This is a genomic window from Pseudomonas solani (assembly GCF_026072635.1).
GTDB lineage: Bacteria > Pseudomonadota > Gammaproteobacteria > Pseudomonadales > Pseudomonadaceae > Metapseudomonas > Metapseudomonas solani.
This window is the reverse complement of sequence record NZ_AP023081.1, coordinates 5,706,179-5,727,503: the sequence shown is the minus strand read 5'-3', so window position 1 is coordinate 5,727,503 and position 21,325 is coordinate 5,706,179. Positions and strand designations below refer to the sequence as shown.

Annotated in this window: 21 protein-coding genes; 14 read left to right on the top strand and 7 right to left on the bottom strand. The window is 61.3% G+C overall.

The window, feature by feature from the left end; genetic code table 11:
• Window positions 1-191 precede the first annotated feature (191 nt).
• A complete protein-coding gene (locus PSm6_RS25870; protein ID WP_263402597.1) occupies window positions 192-419 on the top strand; it encodes a hypothetical protein in 228 nt (75 codons plus the stop codon).
• Between the two features lie 8 nt (window positions 420-427).
• On the opposite strand, the gene PSm6_RS25865 is transcribed toward PSm6_RS25870, so the two are convergent.
• Both PSm6_RS25865 and PSm6_RS25860 read right to left on the bottom strand, forming a co-directional pair.
• A complete protein-coding gene (locus PSm6_RS25865; protein WP_021221853.1) occupies window positions 428-655 on the bottom strand; it encodes a DUF2188 domain-containing protein in 228 nt (75 codons plus the stop codon).
• A 130-nt stretch (window positions 656-785) separates the two neighbouring features.
• The gene (locus tag PSm6_RS25860; protein WP_148304376.1) at window positions 786-1,061 is read right to left on the bottom strand and encodes a hypothetical protein; all 276 of its coding nucleotides are present in this window, start codon (window positions 1,059-1,061) and stop codon (window positions 786-788) included.
• Window positions 1,062-1,732: 671 nt separating this feature from the next.
• Between PSm6_RS25860 and PSm6_RS25855 the strand changes: the two genes are divergently transcribed.
• Complete coding sequence (locus PSm6_RS25855) at window positions 1,733-2,041, top strand: hypothetical protein (protein WP_021221855.1); 309 nt, start codon at window positions 1,733-1,735, stop codon at window positions 2,039-2,041.
• Window positions 2,042-2,105: 64 nt separating this feature from the next.
• The gene (locus tag PSm6_RS25850) at window positions 2,106-2,408 is read left to right on the top strand and encodes a hypothetical protein (RefSeq protein WP_021221856.1); all 303 of its coding nucleotides are present in this window, start codon (window positions 2,106-2,108) and stop codon (window positions 2,406-2,408) included.
• 54 nt (window positions 2,409-2,462) lie between these two features.
• On the opposite strand, the gene egtB is transcribed toward PSm6_RS25850, so the two are convergent.
• Window positions 2,463-4,577, bottom strand: coding sequence for an ergothioneine biosynthesis protein EgtB (gene egtB / locus PSm6_RS25845; protein ID WP_265168642.1), 2,115 nt, complete (start codon window positions 4,575-4,577; stop codon window positions 2,463-2,465).
• Window positions 4,578-5,104: 527 nt separating this feature from the next.
• Between egtB and PSm6_RS25840 the strand changes: the two genes are divergently transcribed.
• A complete protein-coding gene (locus PSm6_RS25840) occupies window positions 5,105-5,542 on the top strand; it encodes a hypothetical protein (RefSeq protein ID WP_021221858.1) in 438 nt (145 codons plus the stop codon).
• A 132-nt stretch (window positions 5,543-5,674) separates the two neighbouring features.
• On the opposite strand, the gene PSm6_RS25835 is transcribed toward PSm6_RS25840, so the two are convergent.
• Complete coding sequence (locus tag PSm6_RS25835; RefSeq protein ID WP_021221859.1) at window positions 5,675-6,352, bottom strand: TetR/AcrR family transcriptional regulator; 678 nt, start codon at window positions 6,350-6,352, stop codon at window positions 5,675-5,677.
• A 157-nt stretch (window positions 6,353-6,509) separates the two neighbouring features.
• Between PSm6_RS25835 and phlG the strand changes: the two genes are divergently transcribed.
• A complete protein-coding gene (gene phlG / locus PSm6_RS25830) occupies window positions 6,510-7,394 on the top strand; it encodes a 2,4-diacetylphloroglucinol hydrolase (protein WP_043246616.1) in 885 nt (294 codons plus the stop codon).
• A gap of 41 nt (window positions 7,395-7,435) precedes the next feature.
• Here phlG and PSm6_RS25825 read toward each other — a convergent pair whose 3' ends face one another.
• Window positions 7,436-8,038 carry a TetR/AcrR family transcriptional regulator gene (locus PSm6_RS25825; protein ID WP_031288662.1) on the bottom strand — a complete coding sequence of 201 codons (603 nt, stop codon included), beginning with the start codon at window positions 8,036-8,038 and terminating at the stop codon, window positions 7,436-7,438.
• A gap of 522 nt (window positions 8,039-8,560) precedes the next feature.
• Between PSm6_RS25825 and PSm6_RS25820 the strand changes: the two genes are divergently transcribed.
• The 6 genes from PSm6_RS25820 to PSm6_RS25795 all read left to right on the top strand — a co-directional run bounded on the left by PSm6_RS25820 (window position 8,561) and on the right by PSm6_RS25795 (window position 14,802).
• Window positions 8,561-9,643, top strand: coding sequence for a hydroxymethylglutaryl-CoA synthase (locus PSm6_RS25820; protein WP_265168640.1), 1,083 nt, complete (start codon window positions 8,561-8,563; stop codon window positions 9,641-9,643).
• Between the two features lie 29 nt (window positions 9,644-9,672).
• The gene (locus PSm6_RS25815; RefSeq protein ID WP_184490463.1) at window positions 9,673-10,869 is read left to right on the top strand and encodes a thiolase family protein; all 1,197 of its coding nucleotides are present in this window, start codon (window positions 9,673-9,675) and stop codon (window positions 10,867-10,869) included.
• A gap of 12 nt (window positions 10,870-10,881) precedes the next feature.
• Window positions 10,882-11,322: a Zn-ribbon domain-containing OB-fold protein gene (locus PSm6_RS25810; RefSeq protein ID WP_184490462.1), complete on the top strand. Its 441-nt coding sequence runs from the start codon at window positions 10,882-10,884 to the stop codon at window positions 11,320-11,322.
• A 204-nt stretch (window positions 11,323-11,526) separates the two neighbouring features.
• Complete coding sequence (locus tag PSm6_RS25805; RefSeq protein WP_265168639.1) at window positions 11,527-12,576, top strand: type III polyketide synthase; 1,050 nt, start codon at window positions 11,527-11,529, stop codon at window positions 12,574-12,576.
• Between the two features lie 70 nt (window positions 12,577-12,646).
• Window positions 12,647-13,909 (top strand): MFS transporter, encoded by a 1,263-nt coding sequence (locus PSm6_RS25800; protein ID WP_043246760.1) that lies wholly within the window; start codon window positions 12,647-12,649, stop codon window positions 13,907-13,909.
• 5 nt (window positions 13,910-13,914) lie between these two features.
• A complete protein-coding gene (locus PSm6_RS25795; RefSeq protein WP_265168637.1) occupies window positions 13,915-14,802 on the top strand; it encodes a fumarylacetoacetate hydrolase in 888 nt (295 codons plus the stop codon).
• 276 nt (window positions 14,803-15,078) lie between these two features.
• On the opposite strand, the gene PSm6_RS25790 is transcribed toward PSm6_RS25795, so the two are convergent.
• Window positions 15,079-16,014: an NAD-dependent epimerase/dehydratase family protein gene (locus PSm6_RS25790; RefSeq protein WP_043246758.1), complete on the bottom strand. Its 936-nt coding sequence runs from the start codon at window positions 16,012-16,014 to the stop codon at window positions 15,079-15,081.
• Window positions 16,015-16,229: 215 nt separating this feature from the next.
• Complete coding sequence (locus PSm6_RS25785; protein ID WP_043246756.1) at window positions 16,230-16,727, bottom strand: BRO-N domain-containing protein; 498 nt, start codon at window positions 16,725-16,727, stop codon at window positions 16,230-16,232.
• Window positions 16,728-17,345: 618 nt separating this feature from the next.
• On the opposite strand from PSm6_RS25785, the gene PSm6_RS25780 reads away from it, so the two are divergent.
• The 3 genes from PSm6_RS25780 to PSm6_RS25770 all read left to right on the top strand — a co-directional run bounded on the left by PSm6_RS25780 (window position 17,346) and on the right by PSm6_RS25770 (window position 21,318).
• Window positions 17,346-19,115 carry a hypothetical protein gene (locus tag PSm6_RS25780; protein WP_265168635.1) on the top strand — a complete coding sequence of 590 codons (1,770 nt, stop codon included), beginning with the start codon at window positions 17,346-17,348 and terminating at the stop codon, window positions 19,113-19,115.
• A 191-nt stretch (window positions 19,116-19,306) separates the two neighbouring features.
• Entirely contained in the window at window positions 19,307-20,275 is a 969-nt protein-coding gene (locus PSm6_RS25775; protein WP_265168634.1) for a hypothetical protein, read from the top strand.
• 281 nt (window positions 20,276-20,556) lie between these two features.
• Window positions 20,557-21,318 carry a hypothetical protein gene (locus PSm6_RS25770; RefSeq protein ID WP_265168633.1) on the top strand — a complete coding sequence of 254 codons (762 nt, stop codon included), beginning with the start codon at window positions 20,557-20,559 and terminating at the stop codon, window positions 21,316-21,318.
• Window positions 21,319-21,325 lie beyond the last annotated feature (7 nt).

Genomic DNA, 21,325 nt, shown 5'->3' with positions numbered 1-21,325 from the left:
ATCCCTGGACCAAGCCTCCTGTTGCGAAAGCGACGTGAATGGCGCCGAGCGTGCAGCGAAGCGGCGGCGTCGATGGCATTTCGAGGGAAGCGGCAGGAGGAAAGTTCAAGTCGGGAAAGGAGGGATTGCAATGAACTCGCGGGCGCTTGTGCCAGTCAGCTCAGGTATACCCGCCAACGGAGGTCATCGTCATGGCGCACTGGACCATCACCTACAGCAAGGACAACAACACCGCGACGCTGGACAGCAAGGCGACGAGCAAACCCGACATGGAAGATGCCAACCGCGAACTGCTGGAGTGGGCCCGCGCGAATCTGCAGGCCGGTGAGTTCGCGGAGAGCGAGGACCCCAGCAGCGAGCCGGCGATGCAGTTGCTCAAGCGCTACGGCATCACCCTGACCGGTATCTCGCGGTCCTGACCGCGGCGCTAGCCGCTCGCCTGGTCGTGAAAGCGGCGGGCGGGCGGGTAGCGCAGCTCCTGTTCGACACTGCCGTCTTCGCTGTGCACCTTTACCGTCCCCGCACGGTTCTGCATGAAGTTGCCGATGCAATCGAGCAGCTCGGATCGTTCGCTGGCGGTCTTCGACGGGCGCGTTGCACCTTCCTTGCGCAATTCCCACCCCTTGTCCGTCGGGGAAATGTGATAACAGCCCATGTAGATCTCCAGTTCATTCCAAATCGACGGTCTTATCGCCGTTCGCGCACGCAGGCGCCTCCCAAGCACCTATAGAGCAGGGCTACGCCGCACAGGTTCCGATCTTTGTGCATGGCGATGCCGGGCGGGCTCAGAAGCCTTCGAGCCGCTCTTCGTCATTGGCGTCCGTGGCGTTTTCCAGCATCCGCTCCAGTTCATCGATCAGCGGCCCGCAGAGTGTGTCGAACTGCTCGCGGCTCGCCCAGTGCCGGGGGAACAGGCCGGAGACGACGGTCAGTTGCCCGCTGCGCAGGTCACGGAGGGAGAGCACCACCTCATCGTCGCGAAACTTCACCACGCACATATGGCTGTCCAGCCGTGCATCCAGCCTCTTCTGCAACTCTTCGCCGGAAGGTTGAAACGCCATGGCTACATCCAAGTACAAGTTGATCCATCCAAAAAATAAGCCCGACGCATGCCGCAGCGACCGGGCCTCAAGTTGGTATACACGTGAGTAGTAACTGAGAAGGCCGGGAGGCCGTGTGAGTTCAGCTTGAATAGGGGGGCGGACGGGCCCGTTCGTCTGTTGGAATGTTTTTAATATCATCGAGATGCCGCGTTGATATCAGGTTGTTTCTGCTGATGAGCAACAGTTGCCGATATGTCTTTGGAGTTGTTAGGGGTGGCTCTTCCAGGTGCTGTATGAACGTGGCGTACATCCCCGCAGGCGCCGTATTGGGTCGAAAAGGCGGTGATCAGCCGATATTGCAGGATCGCGCCCTGCACCCCTGTCGCGCACGACGCACCACATTGAACCCCTCGCACTCCAGACGCATTGCAAGTTGCCCGAATCGTGCATTTTGCTCGTGCAAGTTGCACAGGTAATACCTGTTTGAAGTGCACCGGTTCACCGGTCTTTTGGGTTGTTTGCCATCAGCGCGATATCGAGACGTACAACTTTTATCGTGAAAAAGGCCGCTGATCTGCAAGAACGGCGGAATAACTTCTACTGGCATGTTTATCGCTAGCCGCTAGTGCTCCCCTGGGGTGTTTCGGACCTTTTCCAGGCCTGTTTTCAAGGCTTCTGGAGGTATCAGGATGATCACTTCGCTTGCACATCTGACCCTGTACTCCCCCGCGCTCGCCGAGGGAGCCGTGCGGCTCGATCGCCGCTCCGTGACCCTGGACTTCGGCGTGCTGCAGTTCGATGGCTGGGCTGCGCTGGATGGGCTTTGCGGCCATATCAGCATCGAGGGTGCGACACCGGAGAATTGGAACCGCACGCGATTGATCGAACTGGAGCCCCTGGACCCCAGCCTGGACAAGGCGATTTTCGAGGTGATGGTCGAACGGCCATCGCCAAAGGGGGCGGACGGCACATCGGTATTCCCGGTGCGCATGCTCTGACCCACGGCATAGGGCACGGCCCGAATTCACGAGGCCGGCATAAGGCGTAACAAGGAGTGAAGCGATGAAGGCTGCATTGTCTGGCAAGGAACTGGATCTGTTGCTCGCACGTGCCATCCCCAGTTGCAAGGTGGAGAGCAGGACGCTCACCGATGGCACCTTCAACCTGATGGTGCACAACCCCGCGACCCACGAGCACTTCACCGTGGCCGGCCTCAATCATGGGGATTACCAGGACCTCGGCGCCGTGCTCCGCCTCGGCAAGCAGGTGTTCGAAGACATGGTGCTGCTCCAGGCCGGCAGCAGCAGCCGGCGCATCATCAAGCTCGCCAGCGCCCAGCAGGCTGAGGCCCGCCAGGCGCTCTGACGCGTGCCGCCGGGGCCGTTCGCGCCCCGGCTTCCCTCAGGATCCCCGAGCGGATCAACTCCCTTCCAGCACGAATATCCCCACCTGCGGCTCCGGGCTCAGCCAGTGGCGGGCCAGGTGCCAGCCGGATTCGGCCGCCATCTCGGCGATGCCTTCCAGGCTGTACTTGTGGGAGCACTCGGTGTGCAGGCGTTCCCCGGCGGCGAAGTGGAAGCGCCGGCCGGCCGCACGCACCTCCTGGTCCTGATGGCTGACCAGGAACATCTCCATGCAGCTGTCCTGCGGGTTCCAGCGGGCCAGGTGGGTGAAGGCGTCGAGGTCGAAGTCGCCGCCCAGCTCGCGGTTGATGCGGGTGAGCAGGTTCTTGTTGAACTGCGCGGTGATGCCGTCGGCATCGTCGTAGGCGGCCTCCAGGGTGGCGACGTCCTTCTGCATGTCCAGGCCGAGGATCAACCGCGCCTCGCGCCCGAGGAAGCGCCGCACCGAACGCAGGAAGCGCAGCGCCTCCGCCGGGGTGAAGTTGCCCAGGGTGGAGCCGGGGAAGAATGCCACCCGCGCCCGTGAGGCCGCTGCTGGGGGCAGGTGCGGCAGGTGGGTGAAGTCGCCGACCTGGGGCAGCACCCGCAGCTCGGGGTAGGCGCCTTCGAGCATGGTTGTGGCCTTGCGCAGGGCGGATTCGCTGATGTCGATGGGCAGGTAGAGGCCGATCTGCGGCGCCGCGTCGAGCAGCAGGCGGGTCTTCAGGCTGGCGCCGCTGCCGAACTCCACCAGCGCCGCGCCACGGGGGATGACCGTCGACAGCTCTTCGGCGATCTCGCGCAGCAGCGCCGTCTCCATGCGCGTGGGGTAGTACTCGCGGGTGCGGCAGATGGCCTCGAACAGCTCGGAGCCCGTGGCGTCGTAGAAGTATTTCGGTGGCAGGCTCTTGGTCGGTGCACCCAGCCCGCTGCGCACGTCTTCGGCAAAGCCTTCGTGCTCGCTGGCGTCTTCACCAGTGCGGGCGTCGCGGGCCAGGCGCAGCCCGGAGAACATCCAGCGTTGTGCCGGGTAGAAGAAGTTGCGGTAGCTGGGCCGCGCATGCCCGGCCGGGGTGATGCTGGCGCCGCCACGCAGGACCATCTGGCTGACCATGAACTTGCCGTTGTACTCGCCCACGGCCCCGGCGGAGGGGTGGAAGCCGGGGTAGGGCGTATAGGCGCTGGCGGTCCATTGCCAGGCGCAATCTTCCACCTGGCCGAGCAGGCCGGCGCGGGCGGCGACTTCCCACTCCGCCTCGCTGGGCAGGCGCGCATCGGCCCAGGCCGCGTAGGCACAGGCTTCGTAGTAGCTGATATGGGTGACGGGGGAGGCGTCTTGCAGCGGGTGCAGGCCGCCGAGGCCCATCTCCATCCAGCCTTCATCGCCGCGTCGCCAGTACATCGGGGCTTCCCAGCCTTCTTCCTGCACCCGCGCCCAGCCTTCCGAGAGCCAGAGGTCGGCGCGGGAATAGCCGCCCGCCTCGATGAAGGCCAGCCACTGGGCGTTGCTCACCAGGCGGTCGGCGATCTGGAAGGGTTGCAGGAACACCTTGTGACGCGGCCCTTCGTTATCGAAGGCGAAACCCTGACCGTCGTGGCCGATCTCCACCAGCCCACCGGCCAGGGCAACGAAACGCGCGGGCCGATCACTGCCCGGCTCGCGCCAGCGGGGGGAGTAGGCGGGCTGCAGGGGCGAGAGGCTGAACAGGTGCAGCACATCCATGAGCAACAGTTCCTGGTGCTGCTGCTCGTGGGCCAGGCCCAGTTCCACCAGCGCGCTGATCTCGTCCGTCACGCCGCCCTGCAGCAACACATGCATGTTCTCGTCGATGTAGCGCCGGTAGGCCATCAGCCGGGCCACCGGTGGGCGGGTCAGCAAGCCCCGTTGCGGGCGAGGCTGGCGCGGGCCCAGGGCTTCGTAATAGGAGTTGAAGAGGTAGGCGAAGGTGGGGTCGAAGACCGTGTACTCGGGCAGGCGCGGGGCCAGCAGGAAGGTCTCGAAGAACCAGGTGGTGTGGGCCAGGTGCCACTTGGCCGGGCTGGCGTCGGGCATGGACTGCACGACCATGTCTTCGTCGCTCAGGGGGGCTACCAGGGCTTCGCTGTGCTGGCGGACTTGCAGGTAGCGATCGAGCAATGCGGTGCTGTTCATCGGCCTCTCTCTTCAGTGCTGTTGGCAGGACTGTTGGATGCGCGTGATGGCGATGCCCAGGCGACGGGCAGGGCGGCGGGCCCCGAACGGGGTTATAGGGTCTGATGCTTTGTGTTCTAAGAAAGTTCGTGTGGTTTTCGTCGAGCCCATTCAAGGGATGACGGGCGTCGATCTAATCTTGATTTCATGTCGAGGAAAATCATTTAACTGATTGATAAATAGGTGATTTATTTTGATTTTATGGCGGCCATGATGCGCTTTTCGCCAGGATTCCACGGCCGCGAGCGGCACCTGCACGAAATGGGACCTGGAATAGCCGAAACGCGGGTGGAAAGACCGTATTTCCTCTCTAATGGCTTTAGATATATGTCGTAACTATATGAAATATATGGCTATAAAAATCTTAATGTGAATTCTAGGTTTGTCTGGAAAAGGGGCTGGCGCTTGGAACACAGGCCGTCGAACAGCCTGAATCTTTGCGGCCATGGGTCGGTCCACCCTGAACACGCCAAAACAGGAGAGACGCCATGAGCAGCAGCCAGCGCAAGCCCTATACACCCCGCGAGATCGATGACATCGAGGACCGCATGGGCTCGATGGAGCAACTGGATTTCAGTGACCGCAAGGACGAGCGCCAGGGCAGGGTGGGTGACCTGCGTCCCGAGGAAGAGGTGGAGCGCGAGTTCCCCGACCGTCGCGTGCGTGAAGCCGGCATGAGCGGTGGCGAAACCCTGGGGCGCAGCCTGCACGAGGACGGTGTTTCAGCCGACGACCTCAGCCCCGAGACGCTGATCGATGAGAACGAGACCCGCACCGGTCGTGGCCAAGGCGGTGTGCTGCCGGCGGACAAGGACCTGTCGGTGGTGGGTGGTGCCGACATCGGCGCCGGTGATGGCCTGGACGAGGCCGAGGAAGCCCGTGCGCGGCCGCTGGACGGCAAGCCCTGGGATGGCGAGGCGGAGTAGCCCGCAGACTCCGGGGAAGCCTTGCGTAGGATGGGTAGAGCAACGTGAAACCCATGCGGTGTCGACAACAGGACGTAGCCTGGGCTTCAGCCCGGGAACGCTCCTAGCCAAGCCCCCGGACTAAAGCCCGGGCTACGGGGTCGTGGCCTTGCGGTGGTGCTCGCCGATCGCCGCGAGCCCGCCCAGGGCGTATACCAGCATGTGCTCCAGCAGCGGCTGCGGCTCCGTGTCGAGGCCGGGCAGCACGGTGGTGCTGAGGCTGTCGTGGGCGATCAGCAGGAACAGGCACGGCGAGAAGATATTCAGCGCGCTGCGCAGTACGGCCGGGTCGTCCTCGGGCAGGTTCAGTAGTTCGCCGATGATGCGGCGGGTGGCGCGTGCCTTGGGGAACGACTCCTTCTTCAGGACGGCCGGCAGCAGCGGGGAGGGCGAGAGCAGCTCCCGCGCCAGCACCTTGGCCGGCCAGGCCAGGCGTGGGCTGCCGAGGCTGGCCAGCAGCTCGGTGATCAGCCGGCGCAGCTTGTCCTCGCCGGAGAGTTCGCTGGCGGTCAGGGCTTCCAGGGTCTCCAGGGTCATGATGCGCTGGTGGGCTTCCAGCAGGACGGCGGTGTAGAGGCCGTCCTTGCCCTCGAAGTGATAGTTCACCGCCGCCACGTTGGCCTGCGAACGGGCGCAGATCTCCTTGCTGGTGGCATTGGCGAAGCCGCGTTCAGCGAAAACCTGGCCGGCGATCTCGAGAATCTGCTGGCGCGTGGCCTGGCCATCCTGGCGAGGCGCGCGGCTTGGGGCCTGCTGCTCGGTAGTTGTCATGGAGCCGACTCTTCTTGTCTTAGTTTAAATTCAAATTTGACTTTGCTTTTGGCCTGTCCTAGCGTCTCTGGGGCCGACATCGCCTTGCCTGGGCGGTGAGATATGTGATCCACCCGCACCTGGTCCTCATCGAACCCAACGATGCAGGTTAACTTCAATGCAAACACGTGTGATGGTGCCATTCAGTTATTTTTCCTTGCCCATGCAGAAGCAGTTCCTGCGCAATCGCGAGGCGATCCGCGGCAAGCCCTATGCGCGCTTCTTCAGTGGCGACATGCGCGTCCCGCTGTCCGCCATGCGCCTGCTGCAGCAAGGGCCGCTGCCCCTGGAGCAGACGCTGACCCCCTCGGTGGACGACATCAATCGCCTGCTCGACCCGGACTATGCCAGCGCAGAGGCCGGGTACGCCCTGCTGGACGGGCCGATGGCCTATGTCCAGAGCCGCAAGTTCTTTCCGGGCTGCACGGCGCAGATGTTCGAGTGGTGGTTCCTCTGGCATCCGCTGGAGGCCGAACGCTACATGCTCTGGTTCCCCTATGCCCATGTGAAGAACCCCTGCCTGAACGCCCATAAGCTCTGTGACACCGACCGCTGCTTCAAGCACCGGCTGTATGGCAACAGCTTCTGCGCCACGGAATACGTCGGCTCGCGGCTGATGGACCTGAAGATCGACTTCCACGACCCGGCGGAGCTGGGCCTGGACCCGGCGCTGTACCGCGAGGCGAAGATCGATGGCAGCGTCAGCGCATTGATGAGCCTGGCCCAGGAGCCGGATGTGCCGGTGTCGCTGATGGTCCATCTGTTCAAGGAAACGGAGGAGGGGATGTGGCTGACCAGCCGTTACTGGGTCGGTGCGCATCCATCGATGGCGCGGTTCCCCGGGGCGGAGCGGGCGGAACAGCTGCTGGCGAGGCTGGGATTGGATGCCGCCGGGCTGGAGGAGCTGGCGTTCGAGTTCGCGGTGCATGACCTGTGCGAGTTCAACCATCTGGCGAGCTTCCTGCCGGAACTCTACCGCGAGTTTTCAGGCCACCCGGCCTGACGTTTGAGCGACCCGCGATCCCTGCGGGTCTCGTTCTGGCCTCAAGCGGTGGGGGAGGCGCAGACACCGTTGATCAGCAAGTTGATGAAATCGTCGATGTCCTGTTCGGCGCGCAACTGATCGGTGAGCAACCGGTACCAGCAGAAGCCGAAGATCATATCGAGCAGCAGATCCTGGTTGATGTCCTTCGGCAGCTCGCCGCGATTCACCGCATTTTCCACCAGGCGCTTGGGCACTTCCCGGCGCCGTTCCATGAACTGGTCCTTGAGCTCTTCGAGCGTCTCCGGGTCCAGCTGGGCTTCGGCGATGACGCTGCGGAAGGCCAGGCCGCAAATGGTTTCCCGCCAGATATTCCAGAGATTGTGCAGCAGAAAGGAGAGATCTTCGCGGAATGAGCCCAATTCCGGAAAGACCCTGACCTGCTCGCTTTCCTTCTCGTAGACCTCCGCAATCAGCGCGGCCTTGTTCCGCCACCAGCGATAGATCGTCGGCTTGCTGGCGCTGGCGCGTCGGGCAACGGACTCGATGCTCAGTCCGGCATAGCCGCTTTCCATCAGTATTTCCGTCGTCGATTTGAGGATGGCTTTGTGCGCATGCGGGCTGCGCAGCGAGCCGATGGAGCTCCTGGAGCGGGTTCGAGTCAAGGCAAAGTCCCCATAGAAAATGTATTGACAAACGGATTCTAAGGTATAGGCTCGTTTTTACGAAACGATACGGACCGTTTCGAGTAGTTATTCTGTAACAGAATCCCTCTTGAGATGAGGGGACCAGGTCGGCGGTCACATATCACAGGCAGATAGACCCTAGGCTACCGGTTTCCCAATCTCATAGGTAACTGAAGCAAAATTGTTTCCTAAAATAGATACGGTACGTTTCGTATCTTGTTGAGAGGGTGAGAACAACCAGTAGATACCCGCGCAGTGCCTTCAAGGCCTCAGCCGCGCTGAAAACAGCGCGCGCAAGCGCGAGACTTCGCGTGATGTACATCGGTGCCCGGGTGAAAGCGGACGCCGTGGACGCGTGCGGCGAGCGAATGGAGTTCTCGCTCCCGACTATCAGAACAACAACAAGCAAGACTTTCTTTTCGAGGTGATTTGCGTGCTGCCTATCCCGGACGGCAAGGGATGGCTCGTCTCAATGAAAATGTGCTCAAGAGGATATAGACCGTGCAAAAGACAGGAATAGTCAGCTACGGCTACGGGTTGCCAGTGTGCCGCCTGAAAGTCGAGGACGTGCTTAGTGTGTGGCGTAATGCCGACCTGAGATTGGTCAAGGAGCAGTTAGGAATAACCGAGCGTGCGGTGCTGCAGCCGGACGAGGATGTCATCACCCTGGGTGCCCAGGCGGCACAGCAGGCGCTGGAGCGGGGCGGCATCGCCGAACTCGAAGCCCTTTACCTGGGCACCTGCACCAACCCCTATGAATCCCGCGCCTCGGCGGCGGTGATTCTGGAAATGCTCGGCAGTGGCTACGACGCGTTCTGCGCCGACGTCCAGTTCGCCGGCAAGTCCGGCACCTCGGCGCTGCAGATCGGCCACGCGCTGGTCGCCTCGGGCATGGCCCGCAACGCCCTGGCCATCGGCGCCGACACCATCAACCGCAACACCGCCCCGGGCGACCTCACCGAAGCCTATGCCGGCGCCGGTGCCGCCGCGCTGCTGCTGGGCCGCGACAACCTGATCGCCGAGTTCGACGGCAGCGTCTCCTGCGCCGCCGACGTCGCCGACAACATCCGCCCCCAGGGCGAACGCTACATCCGCTCCGGCATGGGCCTGGGCTCCGACAAGAACAGCATCGGCCTGGAAGAGCAGACCGCCCGCGCCGTGCACAGCCTGTTCAAGAAGCTCGGAACCTCCAGCAGCGACTACGACTACGTGGTGTTCCAGCAGAACCTGGTCTCGACGCCGTATTCGCTGGGCCGTCACCTCGGTTTCGAGCCGCGCCAGATCGAGCCCGGCATCTACGCCGGCAGCGTTGGCGACACCGGTTCGGCCAGCCCGCTGCTGGGGCTGATCAACGTGCTCGACCAGGCGCGGCCGGGCCAGAAGATCCTGCTCTCCTCGTATGGGTTCGGCGCCGGCAGCGATGCCATCGCGCTGACGGTCACCGACGCGATCCTCGCCTACCAGCAGCGCGCCAAGCCGCTGCGCAAGGTGCTGGAGAACAAGGTGTACGTGGACTACGGCACGTCGATCAAATACGAATTCAAGTATTTGCGCGCCGACTACGCCCTGACCGCCTACCTCTAGAACAGCCCGTACCTGCAAGGAGCACAACCATGACTGCACGTCGCGTTGCAATCGTGTCGGCCGCCCATACGCCGAAACCCGGCAACTCCCGCGTCCGGCAGACCTTCAAGGAAATGATCGTCGAGTCCGCCTACCAAGCCATCCACGCCGCGAAGATGCACCCGCGGGAGATCCAGGGTGTCGCCTACGGCTACCACGGCGAAGGCATTTCCGAATACGGCGGCCTCGGCCCGACCCTGTCCGACGCCCTGGGCATCAGCCCGGCGCCCACCTTCATGAGCACCGCCAACTGCACCAGCAGCTCGGTGTCGTTCCAGATGGGCCATCAGATGGTCGCCTCCGGGGAGTACGACATCGTCCTCTGCGGCGGCTTCGAGAAGATGACCGACCACTTCAACTACGCCGAGTACATCGGCTCGAGCACCGAGTGCGAGTACGACTACTTCCTCGGCATCTCCCACACCGATGCCTTCGCCCTGGCCACCGCCGAGTACTTCCACAAGTACGGCTACGCCGGCCGCGAGGCGGACGTGCTCGCCAGCTTCGGCCGGCAGATGCGCATCTACGCCCACAACACCCCGGGCGCCACCCGCTTCGGCCAGCCGATCCCCAGCCTCGAGGAGCTCAAGCGCACCGAGGCCTGCGGCTCCATGCTGGCCTGGGGCGAGGCGAGCGGTTGCGCGATCCTGGTGGCCGAGCACCTGGCGCACAAATACACCGACAAGCCGGTGTTCATTCGCGGCTGCGCCTACACCGGCGTGTCGCATTACTACGGCACCCGCTACCACAACCCGACGCTGAAGTACCCGGGCCTGCCCCAGGACGTCGGCATGGCGGTATCGGCCAACTCCATCGCCTGCGCCGAGCTCGCCTACAAGAAGGCCGGCATCACCGCCAAGGACATCGACGTCGCCCAGGTCTACGACCTGCTCGGCGCCGGGCTGATCCAGATGGAATCCATGGGCGCCTGCAAGCCCGGCCAGGCCGGTGATTTCGTGCGCGAGGGCGGCATCGCCCTGGACGGGGAACTGCCGCTCAACACGGATGGCGGCAACATCGGTCGCGGTCACGCCTCGGGCGCCGACGGCATCCTCCACATCACCGAACTGTTCCGCCAGTTGCGCGGCGAGTCCCAGAACCAGGTCCCCGGGGCGCGCATCGCCGTCTCGCAGAACCTGGGGGGCTATGCCGCCCACAACTCGGTGATCGTCCTGTCCAACGACTAAGGAGTGTCGACCATGTCTCTCTACCCCGAACAGATCCACCGGATGACCACCGCCAGCATGCTCCGCGAATGGCGCGAGCATGGCGGCAAGTACCGGCTCGAAGGCACCCGCTGCGACGAGTGCCAGGAGATCTTCTTCCCCCGGCGCACCGTCTGCGGCGCCTGCAACTCGCTCAAGGTCAGCGCCTATCGCTGCCAGCGCACCGGCCATATCGAAGTCATGGCCAATGCCGAGAACCCGATTCTCGCGGCCATGGGCTATGGCGAAGTGGTGCCGCGGCATATCGCCATGGTGCGTCTCGACGACGGCCTGGTGATCGCCTCGGAGATCGTCGACGTCGTCGACCAGGCCCAGCTCAAGGTGGGGGCGCGCGTGAGGATGGTGGTACGCAAGCAGGTGCGCGAAAGCAACCTGGCCTGGCAGTACGCCTACAAGTTCGTGCTCGACCACTGAGTGTTCCGCTCGCGGAGCCTGCATGGGCTCCGCGGCAGCCATAACAAGAACCTTTTTCCGGCGTGCGGTTTAACGCCCTTTTCTCCTGCTGACGCCTCCTGGGAAGTGCTGGCCCCCGCCAGCGCCGACGGGCTTGGCTGTGCCTGAAGAACGGGTTTGTACCCACCGAATGAACAAATTTTGAACGATTAACGAGGATTCATCATGTCGACTCTTTGCCAGCCCCACGTACTGTTCCCGCAACACAAGATCACCCAGCAGCAGATGATCGAGCATCTGGAAAGCCTGCACAGCGACCACCCGCGCATGGCCCTGGCCAAGCGCATGATCCTCAACACCGAGGTCAACGAGCGCCACCTGGTGCTGCCCATCGACGAGCTGGCCATCCACACCGGTTTCACCCACCGCAGCATCGTCTACGAGCGCGCCGCCCGCGAAATGTCTTCGGCGGCCGCCCGCCAGGCGCTGGACAACGCCGGCCTCAAGCCCGAGGACGTGCGCATGGTCATCGTCACCTCCTGCACCGGTTTCATGATGCCGTCGCTCACCGCGCACCTGATCAACGACCTCGGCCTGCCAAATTCCACCGTCCAGCTGCCCATCGCCCAGCTCGGCTGCGTGGCCGGTGCCGCCGCCATCAACCGCGCCCACGACTTCGCCACCCTGAAGGACGACAACCACGTGCTCATCGTGTCGCTGGAGTTCTCCTCGCTGTGCTACCAGCCGGACGACACCAAGCTGCACTCGTTCATCTCGGCAGCCCTGTTCGGTGACGCGGTCTCCGCCTGCGTGCTGCGTGCGGACGACGAGGCCAAGGGCTTCCGCATCAAGGCCACCGACTCGTTCTTCCTGCCCAACAGCGAGCACTTCATCAAGTACGACGTGAAGGACACCGGCTTCCACTTCACCCTGGACAAGGCCGTGATGAACTCCATCAAGGACGTCGCCCCGGTGATCGAGCGCCTCAACCAGGCCGGCTACCAGCAGAACTGCGCGGAGAACGACTTCTTCATCTTCCACACCGGCGGCCGCAAGATCCTTGACGAACTGGTCCGCCACCTGGACCTGCCGTCCGAGCGTGTCTCGCTCTCGCGCACCAGCCTGTCGGAGGCCGGCAACATCGCCAGCGTCGTGGTCTTCGACGTGCTCCGCCGGCAGTTCGACAGCTCCCCCAAACCCGGCAGCAAAGGCCTGCTCGCCGCGTTCGGGCCGGGCTTCACCGCTGAAATGGCACTCGGTGAATGGGCAGCCTGAGTACCCTCGGGCACGGTGGCGCGGGGTAACCCGCGCCACCCTCTTTCTCCTTAGTTGAGGAGGGCAGGCCATGCGCAAGCAGGCAAGCGATACGGGCTGGGATGCCCGCTACGAAACACGAATGGTGATCCTGCTGTCGCTGAGCTTCGGCCTGGTGGGGCTGGATCGCTTCATCATCCTGCCGCTGTTCCCGCTGATCATGCGCGACCTGCAGCTGGACTATCAGGACCTCGGCAACATCTCCGCGGCCCTGGCGCTCACCTGGGGCGTCTCCGCCCTGGGCATGGGCTGCCTGGTGGAGCGGCTCGGCGCCAAGCGCGTGCTGGTGGTCTCGGTGCTGGCGTTCTCCCTGCTCTCGGGCTTCTCCGCCCTGGCCGGGGGCGTGCTCGGGCTGATCCTCCTGCGCGGCCTCATGGGCTTCTCGGAAGGCGCGTTCACGCCCACCAGCATCAGCGTCACCACCCAGGTCTCGCACCCCCGGCGCAGCGGCTTCAACCTCGGTGTGCAGCAGGCGGTGTTCCCGATCCTCGCGCTCGGGTTCGGCCCACTGATCGCCGCCGGCCTGCTGGCCTGGCTCGGTTCCTGGCGCTGGGTGTTCGTCAGCGTCGCCATCCCGGGGTTCATCCTCGCCTGGCTGCTGCAGCGCACCTACCGCCCGGTCCCGGCGCTGGCCGCCACCACGGCGGAGCGGCCCTGGCACCTGTGGCTGGCAGCACTGGGCAGCGGCAACGTGCGGCGCAACATCGGCATCATGTTCTGCATCCTCACCTGCCAGTTCGTGCTCTGCGCGCTGCTGCCCAGCTACCTCACCGACCACCTCGGGCTGTCGCTGGAGGCGATGGCGCTGGTGATCTCGGCGATCGGCTTCGGCGGCTTCGTCGGGCAACTGGTCATCCCCGGGCTGTCCGACCGCTTCGGGCGCAAGCCGATGGTGCTCCTGTCGTTCTGCGCCAGTGCGGCACTGGTGGCCACCTTGATCGTCACGCCAGCGCAGCCCTGGTTGCTGTTCGGGGTGCTGTTCTGCATCACCTTCTTCAACTTCAGCCTCATCTGCCTGACCGTCGGCCCGCTCACCGGCGAGTCGGTGGCACCACACCTGCTCACAGCGGCCACCGGCATCGTCATCGGCTTCGGGGAAATCCTCGGCGGCGGCCTGGCGCCGATCCTCGCTGGCTACCTCGCCACCCACCACGGCCTGCCGGCGATCCTCTACCTGGCGCTGGCCGGCAGCCTCAGCGGCCTGTGTCTGGCCTTCGGGCTCAAGGAGCGTCGCGCGCAAACAGCGCGCGGCACAGAGCTACCGGCCAACCGCGCATTGTTAATAAGGGAGTAATTGAAATGGGCGACTACCTGAAAGTCCTCGACATCGAACACAGCGGTGGGCCGCGCATCGGCCTGCTGGGCGACGACCCCGCGCATACGGTGCGCGTCCACGGCGAAAGCAGCGGCCTCTACCAGACCCTGCAGGACTGCGCGCGCCGCCACCAGGACCACCTGGCGCACCTGCGCCACCTGCCGGGCCCGACGCACACGCTGCCCGCCCTGCGTCAGGAAACCCGCCTGCGTCCGCCCGCCATGCCCGACAACCCGCTGCTCACCCACGTCAGCGGCCTGCCGCTGGGTGCGCGGGATGACGCGGGCTGGTTCTACAAGGGCAATGGCCGCGTCCTGCGCATCGACCGCGATGACCTCGAAGTGCCGTACCACGTCCAGGCCATCGCGGCGGACGCCTGCCTGGTCTCCATCTACCTGGTGGGCTCGCGGGGCCAGTTGCTCCACATCGGCGTCACCCTCGGCCACGACCTGCACGACCCGCTGCAGGGCCAATCCGCCCGCGCCCACCTGCTGGAATGCGCGGTGGCCTCGGAACTGCTGCTGGGCGAGCTGGACGAACCGCTGCACCTGCGGCAACGCATCGAGCGCAATGGCACCTGCTTCAGCGAAACCCACCTGCGCCTCGACCCGCAGGCCTGGCGCGCCTCGCGGGAAGCCGGCGAAGCCCTGTTGGAACAGCACCCGCAGTTCCTCCAGCCGGGCATGGTGCACTACCTGTTCAGCCGCCTCGACAGCGAGATCGTCGCCACGCACCTGCAGCACGGCGACTGCCTGGAACTGAGCTGCCCCATGCTCGACATGCGCCTCGAAAACCGCATCGTCGAAGAGGAACTGCGCCACCTGCTGCCGCTTTCGTCGCGCCGCCGCGCGGGGCAGGGCAGAGCGGCCTGAGGCGTGGTGCATCCCACAAAAAACGCCGCATTCCCATGCGGCGTTTTCATTCGAGCTCAAGTGGAAGAACCGGCAGGGTGAACGCGTGCCGTAGGGTGTGCCGTGCGCACCTCCGCTCGGTGCTTCCGGCGAGCTCCAGGTGCGCGCAACACACCCTACGTCCAAGGTGAATCACGACAGTCCTGTAGGGGGGGCGGGCGGCGTTCCGCTTCAGCCCACCGTTCCTGTCCGGCACACGCAACAAAGAAAACGCCGCACTTTCATGCGGCGTTTTCATCAGGCCTGGCGAATCGAGCCGGCGAGCACCTGTTCGAGTCCCTGGCGGTAGGTGGTCACCTCGAATTCGGGGAACCGCTGCTTGAACTTGGAGGAGTCGAAGAGATTGTCGTGCTCGTAGCGCGGCAGCAGCTCCCTCAGCTCGCGCACCTGGCGGGACACCAGGCCGGCGGCCAGCAAGGTCCACTTGCCGAGCACCTTATAGGAGGGCTCGCGGCCAACCCACTCGGACGCCAGGGCCACGAACTGCCGGTAGGTCAGCCGGTCGTCATCGCAGGGCAGGTGCCAGGTCTGCCCGAAAGCATCCGGCGCATTGCCCAGGGCCGCCAGCGCGCGGCTCGCGTCCGGGGTCCAGATCAGGGTGCGTCGGGTGTCATCCCGCACCGGTACGCGGGGCGTCTGGCCCGCCTTGAGTTTGTCGATGACCAGGGTGTTGGTGATGCTTTGCGTCTTGTCCGGGCCATAGAACTCAGGGGCCCGGCCGATAAGCACCGGGATTTCTCCCCGCGCCATCTCCTCCAGCACCATCGACGCCATCTTCGCGCGCACCCGGCCTTTGCGCCCGACCGGCTCGAACGGCGTCGCCTCGGTCAGTGGGCGGGCGTCCTGTGGGTACATATAGGTGTTGTCGAAATAGACGAACCGAGCCTTGGCCGCACGGGTAGCCTCCAGAGCGTTCTTCAACATCACCGGGAACTGCGTCTCCCAGAGCTGCGTATCCGGCGGCAGGCCCGCCGTGAAATACACGGTGTCGCTCCCCTCGACCGCCCTGGCCGCCTGCCCGGCATCGAGCAGGTCCGCCGGCAGCAGTGTATCGGCGTCATTGACCTTGCGCGGGCTGCGGCTCACCAGCCGAAGGTCCGTCGTATAGGCGCGGTTCAGCTCCCGCGCCAACTCCACCGCGATCTGGCCGGTGGCACCCAGGATGGTTTGCATGGGGTCTCCTCAAGTCCGTAGCGCGCCCGAAGACGAAGGGCACGGGGCGCTGGGTCGAACCCTAAGGTTCAAGTCCGGTTCAAGGTCAAGCCGCGCCGAACCGCCATTCACGGCCGTATTGGCGGGGATAAACATGCTGAATGGTAGTTGGCCGGCCAGCGGGCGCCGCCGGGGCCGGAAACGCCGCACCTCCATGCGGCGTACTCGCTGCTGCCCTAGAAGAACCGCTTCCAGCTAGGTCCATCACTCAGCGCCGGGTCATCGTGCGCCGCCATGAAATGCGGCAGGTCCCGCCGCGCGATCCACAGCTCCCCCTGCCAACGCAGGGCGCCGACACGCTGGTTCGCCCAGGTCATCAGAATGCGTCGCGGGCTGGCATCGACCTCGCGGTGATAGTCGTACAGCGCCGGGATCACCTCATCGCTGAGCCACTGGCTCAACGCGCAATGCTCCGGGTGCCCGAAGCGATACAGCGCCCGGTAAAGCCCGGCCTCGCTGATCAACTCCAGTTCCTCGCAACGACCGGTGGCAAAGCGCAGCATCGCGAAACGGTGCTGGTGGGGATACAGGCGCTTGGTCAGCCGATAGGGCCGGGCAGCGGCGATCATCAGGGCGAAATCGATGGCGACGAACCAGGGGCGGTTGTCGATCATCACCGCGCGCAGTTGATGGCAGTGGCGTTGAAAGGTGATGGGGGTGGATGCGTCATGCATGGTGCAGCTCCAACGTAAGGTCAGGTAGCTGTCGCCATTCGCTGTCAATCGAAGGGTGACAGGGCACGCGGGGTTGACAGACCGGTACGTTGGAACCGGCAGGCCACGAGGACCTCCCCGCGCGACCTGCCATAAAGCAGAGCAGTTATGAAAACTGCATGCGTGCTGATGCCTGCAAAAAACATTCGCCGTTTTTCGCATGCACCAACTGGCGCAATCGCGCCAACGTATGCGGGCTGTCAAACCCGACCACGGGATTTACCGTGGCTGGGGGAGGATAGGGAGGGGGAGGGTTTAGGGCAAGGGGAGGAGGTGCCTTGCGGGTGATGCGTTGTAGATGGCAGTTCGCGCCGAGCCTAACCATTGGCAGCTAAGGCATCAGCTATCAACGGCCGCAATCGGCCAAAAGTAGTCATCGAGTGGCCGGGGAAAGCCGGGACAATTCAGCAAATAATACAGGTGAGCATTCTGCGCTAGGTACGTCGGTACACTCTTGACAAGGTGGGTATCCCGAATAGCCTGCACGTGGATAGCGAGCAGCTGCAAGCCTATATTTAAACAAGACGAAGAAAATTCGCGCATGACCAAGACGCTGTTATGAATAACGGAAGCTTAACCATGACTGAAGAGTGGATTCTCCAAACCAAGGAAACTCGCAGAGTATTTTCTAACGCGGCATGGGTTCCTTTGAGAGCAGCTATAGAGAAAAAGGAAGGAGATGTAAAACAGGTAGGCCATGTCAGTGAATATTTCGGTTGTGGCTCCGTTGCATTTCCGCCAGAGCATCGAGCGCTGGTTGAGAAGAATCTTGGCTGGAGCGACATAGGAATTGGACATTCGATCGCCCCGCATGCGTACGAAGATGGATATTATGCATCAATCGATCAATATCAATACAATGATAAAGAGGCGATAGGCTTTAATTTAGTTTATGAGCAGCCGCAACCTGTCATTGGAGGCAGTAAATGGATATTGAGCCCTGATCTCATCGTTGCGCTACGCCTCATCAAGGAAGGTGATAACTGGGTTAGGCCTGAAGAAAATTTCATAGTAGTAGCTCGCGAAACCTTTGATTCGAACGGCGAGCATAGTCTTATTGAAATAAAAAGGGAGTTTCTAATTGACTATTTGGCAGCTAGAAACCTGTCACTCCGCTTGGCATATTATCGACAGCGAGTAGAAAACGTCGCCGCATTGCAGAGTAGCGTTTATTTAAATTTGCAAACGCGAAGTGAGGAAAGAGATAACGGCAGGTTCGAGCTAATCGTTAGGGATCTCAATGATGTGTTCGGAGGAAGCTGGGCGATGTTTCGTGCCTGGAGGACCGACGTTGATGAGGATGAAGACGCTCCGGTGATGGGCCCTGAAAATGATACGAACACAGGCCATGAAAGCTCCGATGGGTATCATGGAGGCTATAAGGGTGTTCGGGTCGAGGGGGAATTTTGGCGGGAGGAGTGGGTCGACCACCAATCAAAAAGTCAGCGAGTTCGTGGAGATACTGACCCGAACCTCCCTCAGTTCATCGTTGAAACAGATGGAACTCGAATGCCGTCACGAGCGCTTAAGAGCGAGGAAATCGGTCGTTGGTTGTGGTTTCGGGCGAGCGTTGTCACTGAGCTTCTGAATAATCGCGGCTTTAAATTAAAATGGTACACCGGCGAAACTGGGGCAATTCAGTCCACGTCGGGGTATAAAACTCACTTTGGGATCAATAGCGCTGACCTGGTTACCGTCTACGCCTATGACGTCGCACGCTTGGCTTCGTGGGAGCAACATGTTTGGGCAGCACATAATATTGCACCTGAAGGGAAAGTCTCAAGCGAGTTGCTAGAATCGCAGGTGAAGGCAAAACCAGCATCTACACATGCGGTTGAAGAACTATTCTTTGGAAGCATGAGGCTTCTAGAAAATGGATTTCGGGAAAAATATAATATATCCCTATTCACCCATGATATTGATGACGCCGAGACAGGGCAGCAAATATCTAGATTTGCGAGCAGAGATACAGCAACCCTACTCAGATTAGCCAAAGACATTATTCGAGTATTCTCCGACAGGCTCAACGTACGCGAACTACGCAAGCTTTCTACGCATGCAGAGAAAGATAAACTTGGCTCGAATAAATTGCTACAAAGCATTTTGGCTCAGAGCATTGGAATCGAAGGCGCCCAGAAGGTGTTTACTGAAATTGCCGGTGCCTATGATATGCGCGTAGGAGACGCACATCCTACTGGTTCGAAAGTTAAAGACGCGATTAAGCTCGCGGGCGTAAATGAAGATAGCTCACCTTTGCGACAAGGCGAGCAGCTTATTCACAATGTTGGACGGTCAATTTGGTACATAGGGAAATTCTTGTTTGGCGAGACTGGCGGTCCAGACGAATAGCACTCAAGTGATCATGGGCCGATTCTTTCTATCCCTCGTCTCTGCTAGCGCCTGGCAACTGTACTGCTCGTAAGATTCGCGCAGAGGCTTGACATACTGAGTGATAGTACAGTGAAAGACAAGGGCTAAGTCGAATGACTATTTTCGGCAGGCTCCGGCCTGTAATGACCAAAATTTAACAAGGAAGGTATATGGCAACAACAAAACCAGGCTTTTTCTTTTCTTCCACTCAAAGTGTTGATGGACGCCTTGGCGACGCTTTCACCTTTATATGGGCAAATTATGCAGGACTGCGAGAATTATGGTGGCAAGTGAGGGGATTTAAAGATCAATTCCCTGATTTGCATATTAAGGACATCGAGCAGAAATTTTTGTCTGGACTGCCGATGCCGGGAGGGATTGACTTAAGGCATGCCTTCCTTAATTCAACTTGGGACACTCACGAGCAGGGATTTTCAAAGTGGCTTCTATTCGAATGCTGCACACTTTACGAAGGCTGGGCCGAGAAGGTGTGTCATGATCTGTTCTCAAAACGAAAAGCCGAAAAACATGTCAAGAGTTTGCAGTTTCCGTATGTGAATGCCCAAAGCCCTGGATATATGGCTGTTGTCAGTGATGCAAACAGCAGCACGTCTTCGCTTATGGTTAAAGAGTTCTTCCCTACACTGAGGTCCTCAAAACTAAACTGCTGGCCAAATATTAACTCATACCTAATTGCATACGGCTATTTTAAGAAATGCCGAAACTCAATTATTCACTCTGAAGGGCTGTGTACGCAGTCTATTGTGGATTTGCAGACGGCGCTGACTTTAGAGCAGGGCAAAAAGCCATCTCCATTCAAGCACAACTTCTCCTTGCCAGCCCAAGTTGCAGGAGAGAAAATTTCGCTTAATCTTCGAGATTGCATATTGTTTTCGACTATCGTCCGAAAGCTCATTTGTACTTTTGATGCTGCACTAAGTGTGTCAGCGCAAAGCGAGCGTTTGCTTGAACAGCGCCTGCGAAACCTAACCAGTAAAAATGATAAGTGGCGAAATCTTCCTGCGGATCCCCGGAGATATGAGCAACGAATTCATCGCATGCTTACGGCCGCTAAAATCCCGGAGCCGCAAAATCTATCGAATATCATAAATTGGATGAAAGTGGAAAAATTGATCTAAATAACTCAGTTAATCTAATTTGCGATAAGGATAAGAAGGTGAGTCGCCTCTATTTTGTAGATATGTGATGCCCGCTTTTGGCCGAAGGGGCCGCTTAGCGCCTAGAGCCCCCTCGGTCACCAAAGCGCCACTGCTGTCGTAGTTGACTACGTATAGCTAGTACTCAAGAGCAACTAAGTCCTTTATTGGTCAGTACTCGATTCGATAACCACGCCTCACCAGACAAGACCCTTTTCATTTAATTTACACGGGCCCTCCAGATCGCTCGTCAGGCCCCCATCGTGTTCAAAAAACTCAAAGGCATCCTCGTCATCCAGCCCAAACCCGCTGGTGAAAACAGCTATGGCGACCATCTCCGTGGTGGTGCGGACGAGACCTGGCCTGAGGCCCTCAACCGTTTCGAGTCGTTCTGCCGGAGCCTGCATGCGTTCTACGACGAGGAGGGGGAAACCTATGAGCTGTACTTCGACGAGTACTTCCAGGACGGCACGCTGTTCGAATGGTCGGGCGCTGTATCCGACGAGGACCTGCTGAGCGCCGAGACGCAGCATGCGTTCGCGATGCCGGAAGCGTTGAAGGCGCTATTCAGGAAGCGCTTCGCCATCTACGACGTCATTGCGGATCGCGGCCGCTGGGGTGACCGTCGCATTCTCGAAATCTACGGGCGTTCGACCTCGACCTCCTACCAATGCCTGCACGCGTTCTGCCCGGCGATCGCCTGGAACTTCGGCGATTACTTCGTCGAGGAGGAGTTGTCGAAGGAGCAGATCGCGCACCTAAGCGCCAACTACTTCTGCTTCGGGCGCTGGTCGGACGATGACCACTACTGCACCTATCTCCTGGTGGACCGCCATGGCAACTGCGGGCGATTCCGCTTCCACACCGAAGACTATCCCGGCACCGTGCAGCGGCTCGAACCGCTGCTGAAGGGCCAGCCCCTCGATATGACGCTGGATGCGCTTCTGGTTTGGGCGATCAACAACTCGATGGAATACCTGCTCGAACGCAACGATCTGCCCAGCCCGTATGGGAAAGAGGTTTGAGGCCCCA

Coding starts and splice junctions, on each gene's coding strand:
- PSm6_RS25870 (WP_263402597.1), top strand. CDS start 192: ATGGCGCACTGGACCATCACCTACAGCAAGGACAACAACACCGCGACG.
- PSm6_RS25865 (WP_021221853.1), bottom strand. CDS start 655: ATGGGCTGTTATCACATTTCCCCGACGGACAAGGGGTGGGAATTGCGC.
- PSm6_RS25860 (WP_148304376.1), bottom strand. CDS start 1,061: ATGGCGTTTCAACCTTCCGGCGAAGAGTTGCAGAAGAGGCTGGATGCA.
- PSm6_RS25855 (WP_021221855.1), top strand. CDS start 1,733: ATGATCACTTCGCTTGCACATCTGACCCTGTACTCCCCCGCGCTCGCC.
- PSm6_RS25850 (WP_021221856.1), top strand. CDS start 2,106: ATGAAGGCTGCATTGTCTGGCAAGGAACTGGATCTGTTGCTCGCACGT.
- egtB (WP_265168642.1), bottom strand. CDS start 4,577: ATGAACAGCACCGCATTGCTCGATCGCTACCTGCAAGTCCGCCAGCAC.
- PSm6_RS25840 (WP_021221858.1), top strand. CDS start 5,105: ATGAGCAGCAGCCAGCGCAAGCCCTATACACCCCGCGAGATCGATGAC.
- PSm6_RS25835 (WP_021221859.1), bottom strand. CDS start 6,352: ATGACAACTACCGAGCAGCAGGCCCCAAGCCGCGCGCCTCGCCAGGAT.
- phlG (WP_043246616.1), top strand. CDS start 6,510: ATGCAAACACGTGTGATGGTGCCATTCAGTTATTTTTCCTTGCCCATG.
- PSm6_RS25815 (WP_184490463.1), top strand. CDS start 9,673: ATGACTGCACGTCGCGTTGCAATCGTGTCGGCCGCCCATACGCCGAAA.
- PSm6_RS25810 (WP_184490462.1), top strand. CDS start 10,882: ATGTCTCTCTACCCCGAACAGATCCACCGGATGACCACCGCCAGCATG.
- PSm6_RS25805 (WP_265168639.1), top strand. CDS start 11,527: ATGTCGACTCTTTGCCAGCCCCACGTACTGTTCCCGCAACACAAGATC.
- PSm6_RS25800 (WP_043246760.1), top strand. CDS start 12,647: ATGCGCAAGCAGGCAAGCGATACGGGCTGGGATGCCCGCTACGAAACA.
- PSm6_RS25795 (WP_265168637.1), top strand. CDS start 13,915: ATGGGCGACTACCTGAAAGTCCTCGACATCGAACACAGCGGTGGGCCG.
- PSm6_RS25790 (WP_043246758.1), bottom strand. CDS start 16,014: ATGCAAACCATCCTGGGTGCCACCGGCCAGATCGCGGTGGAGTTGGCG.
- PSm6_RS25785 (WP_043246756.1), bottom strand. CDS start 16,727: ATGCATGACGCATCCACCCCCATCACCTTTCAACGCCACTGCCATCAA.
- PSm6_RS25780 (WP_265168635.1), top strand. CDS start 17,346: ATGACTGAAGAGTGGATTCTCCAAACCAAGGAAACTCGCAGAGTATTT.
- PSm6_RS25775 (WP_265168634.1), top strand. CDS start 19,307: ATGGCAACAACAAAACCAGGCTTTTTCTTTTCTTCCACTCAAAGTGTT.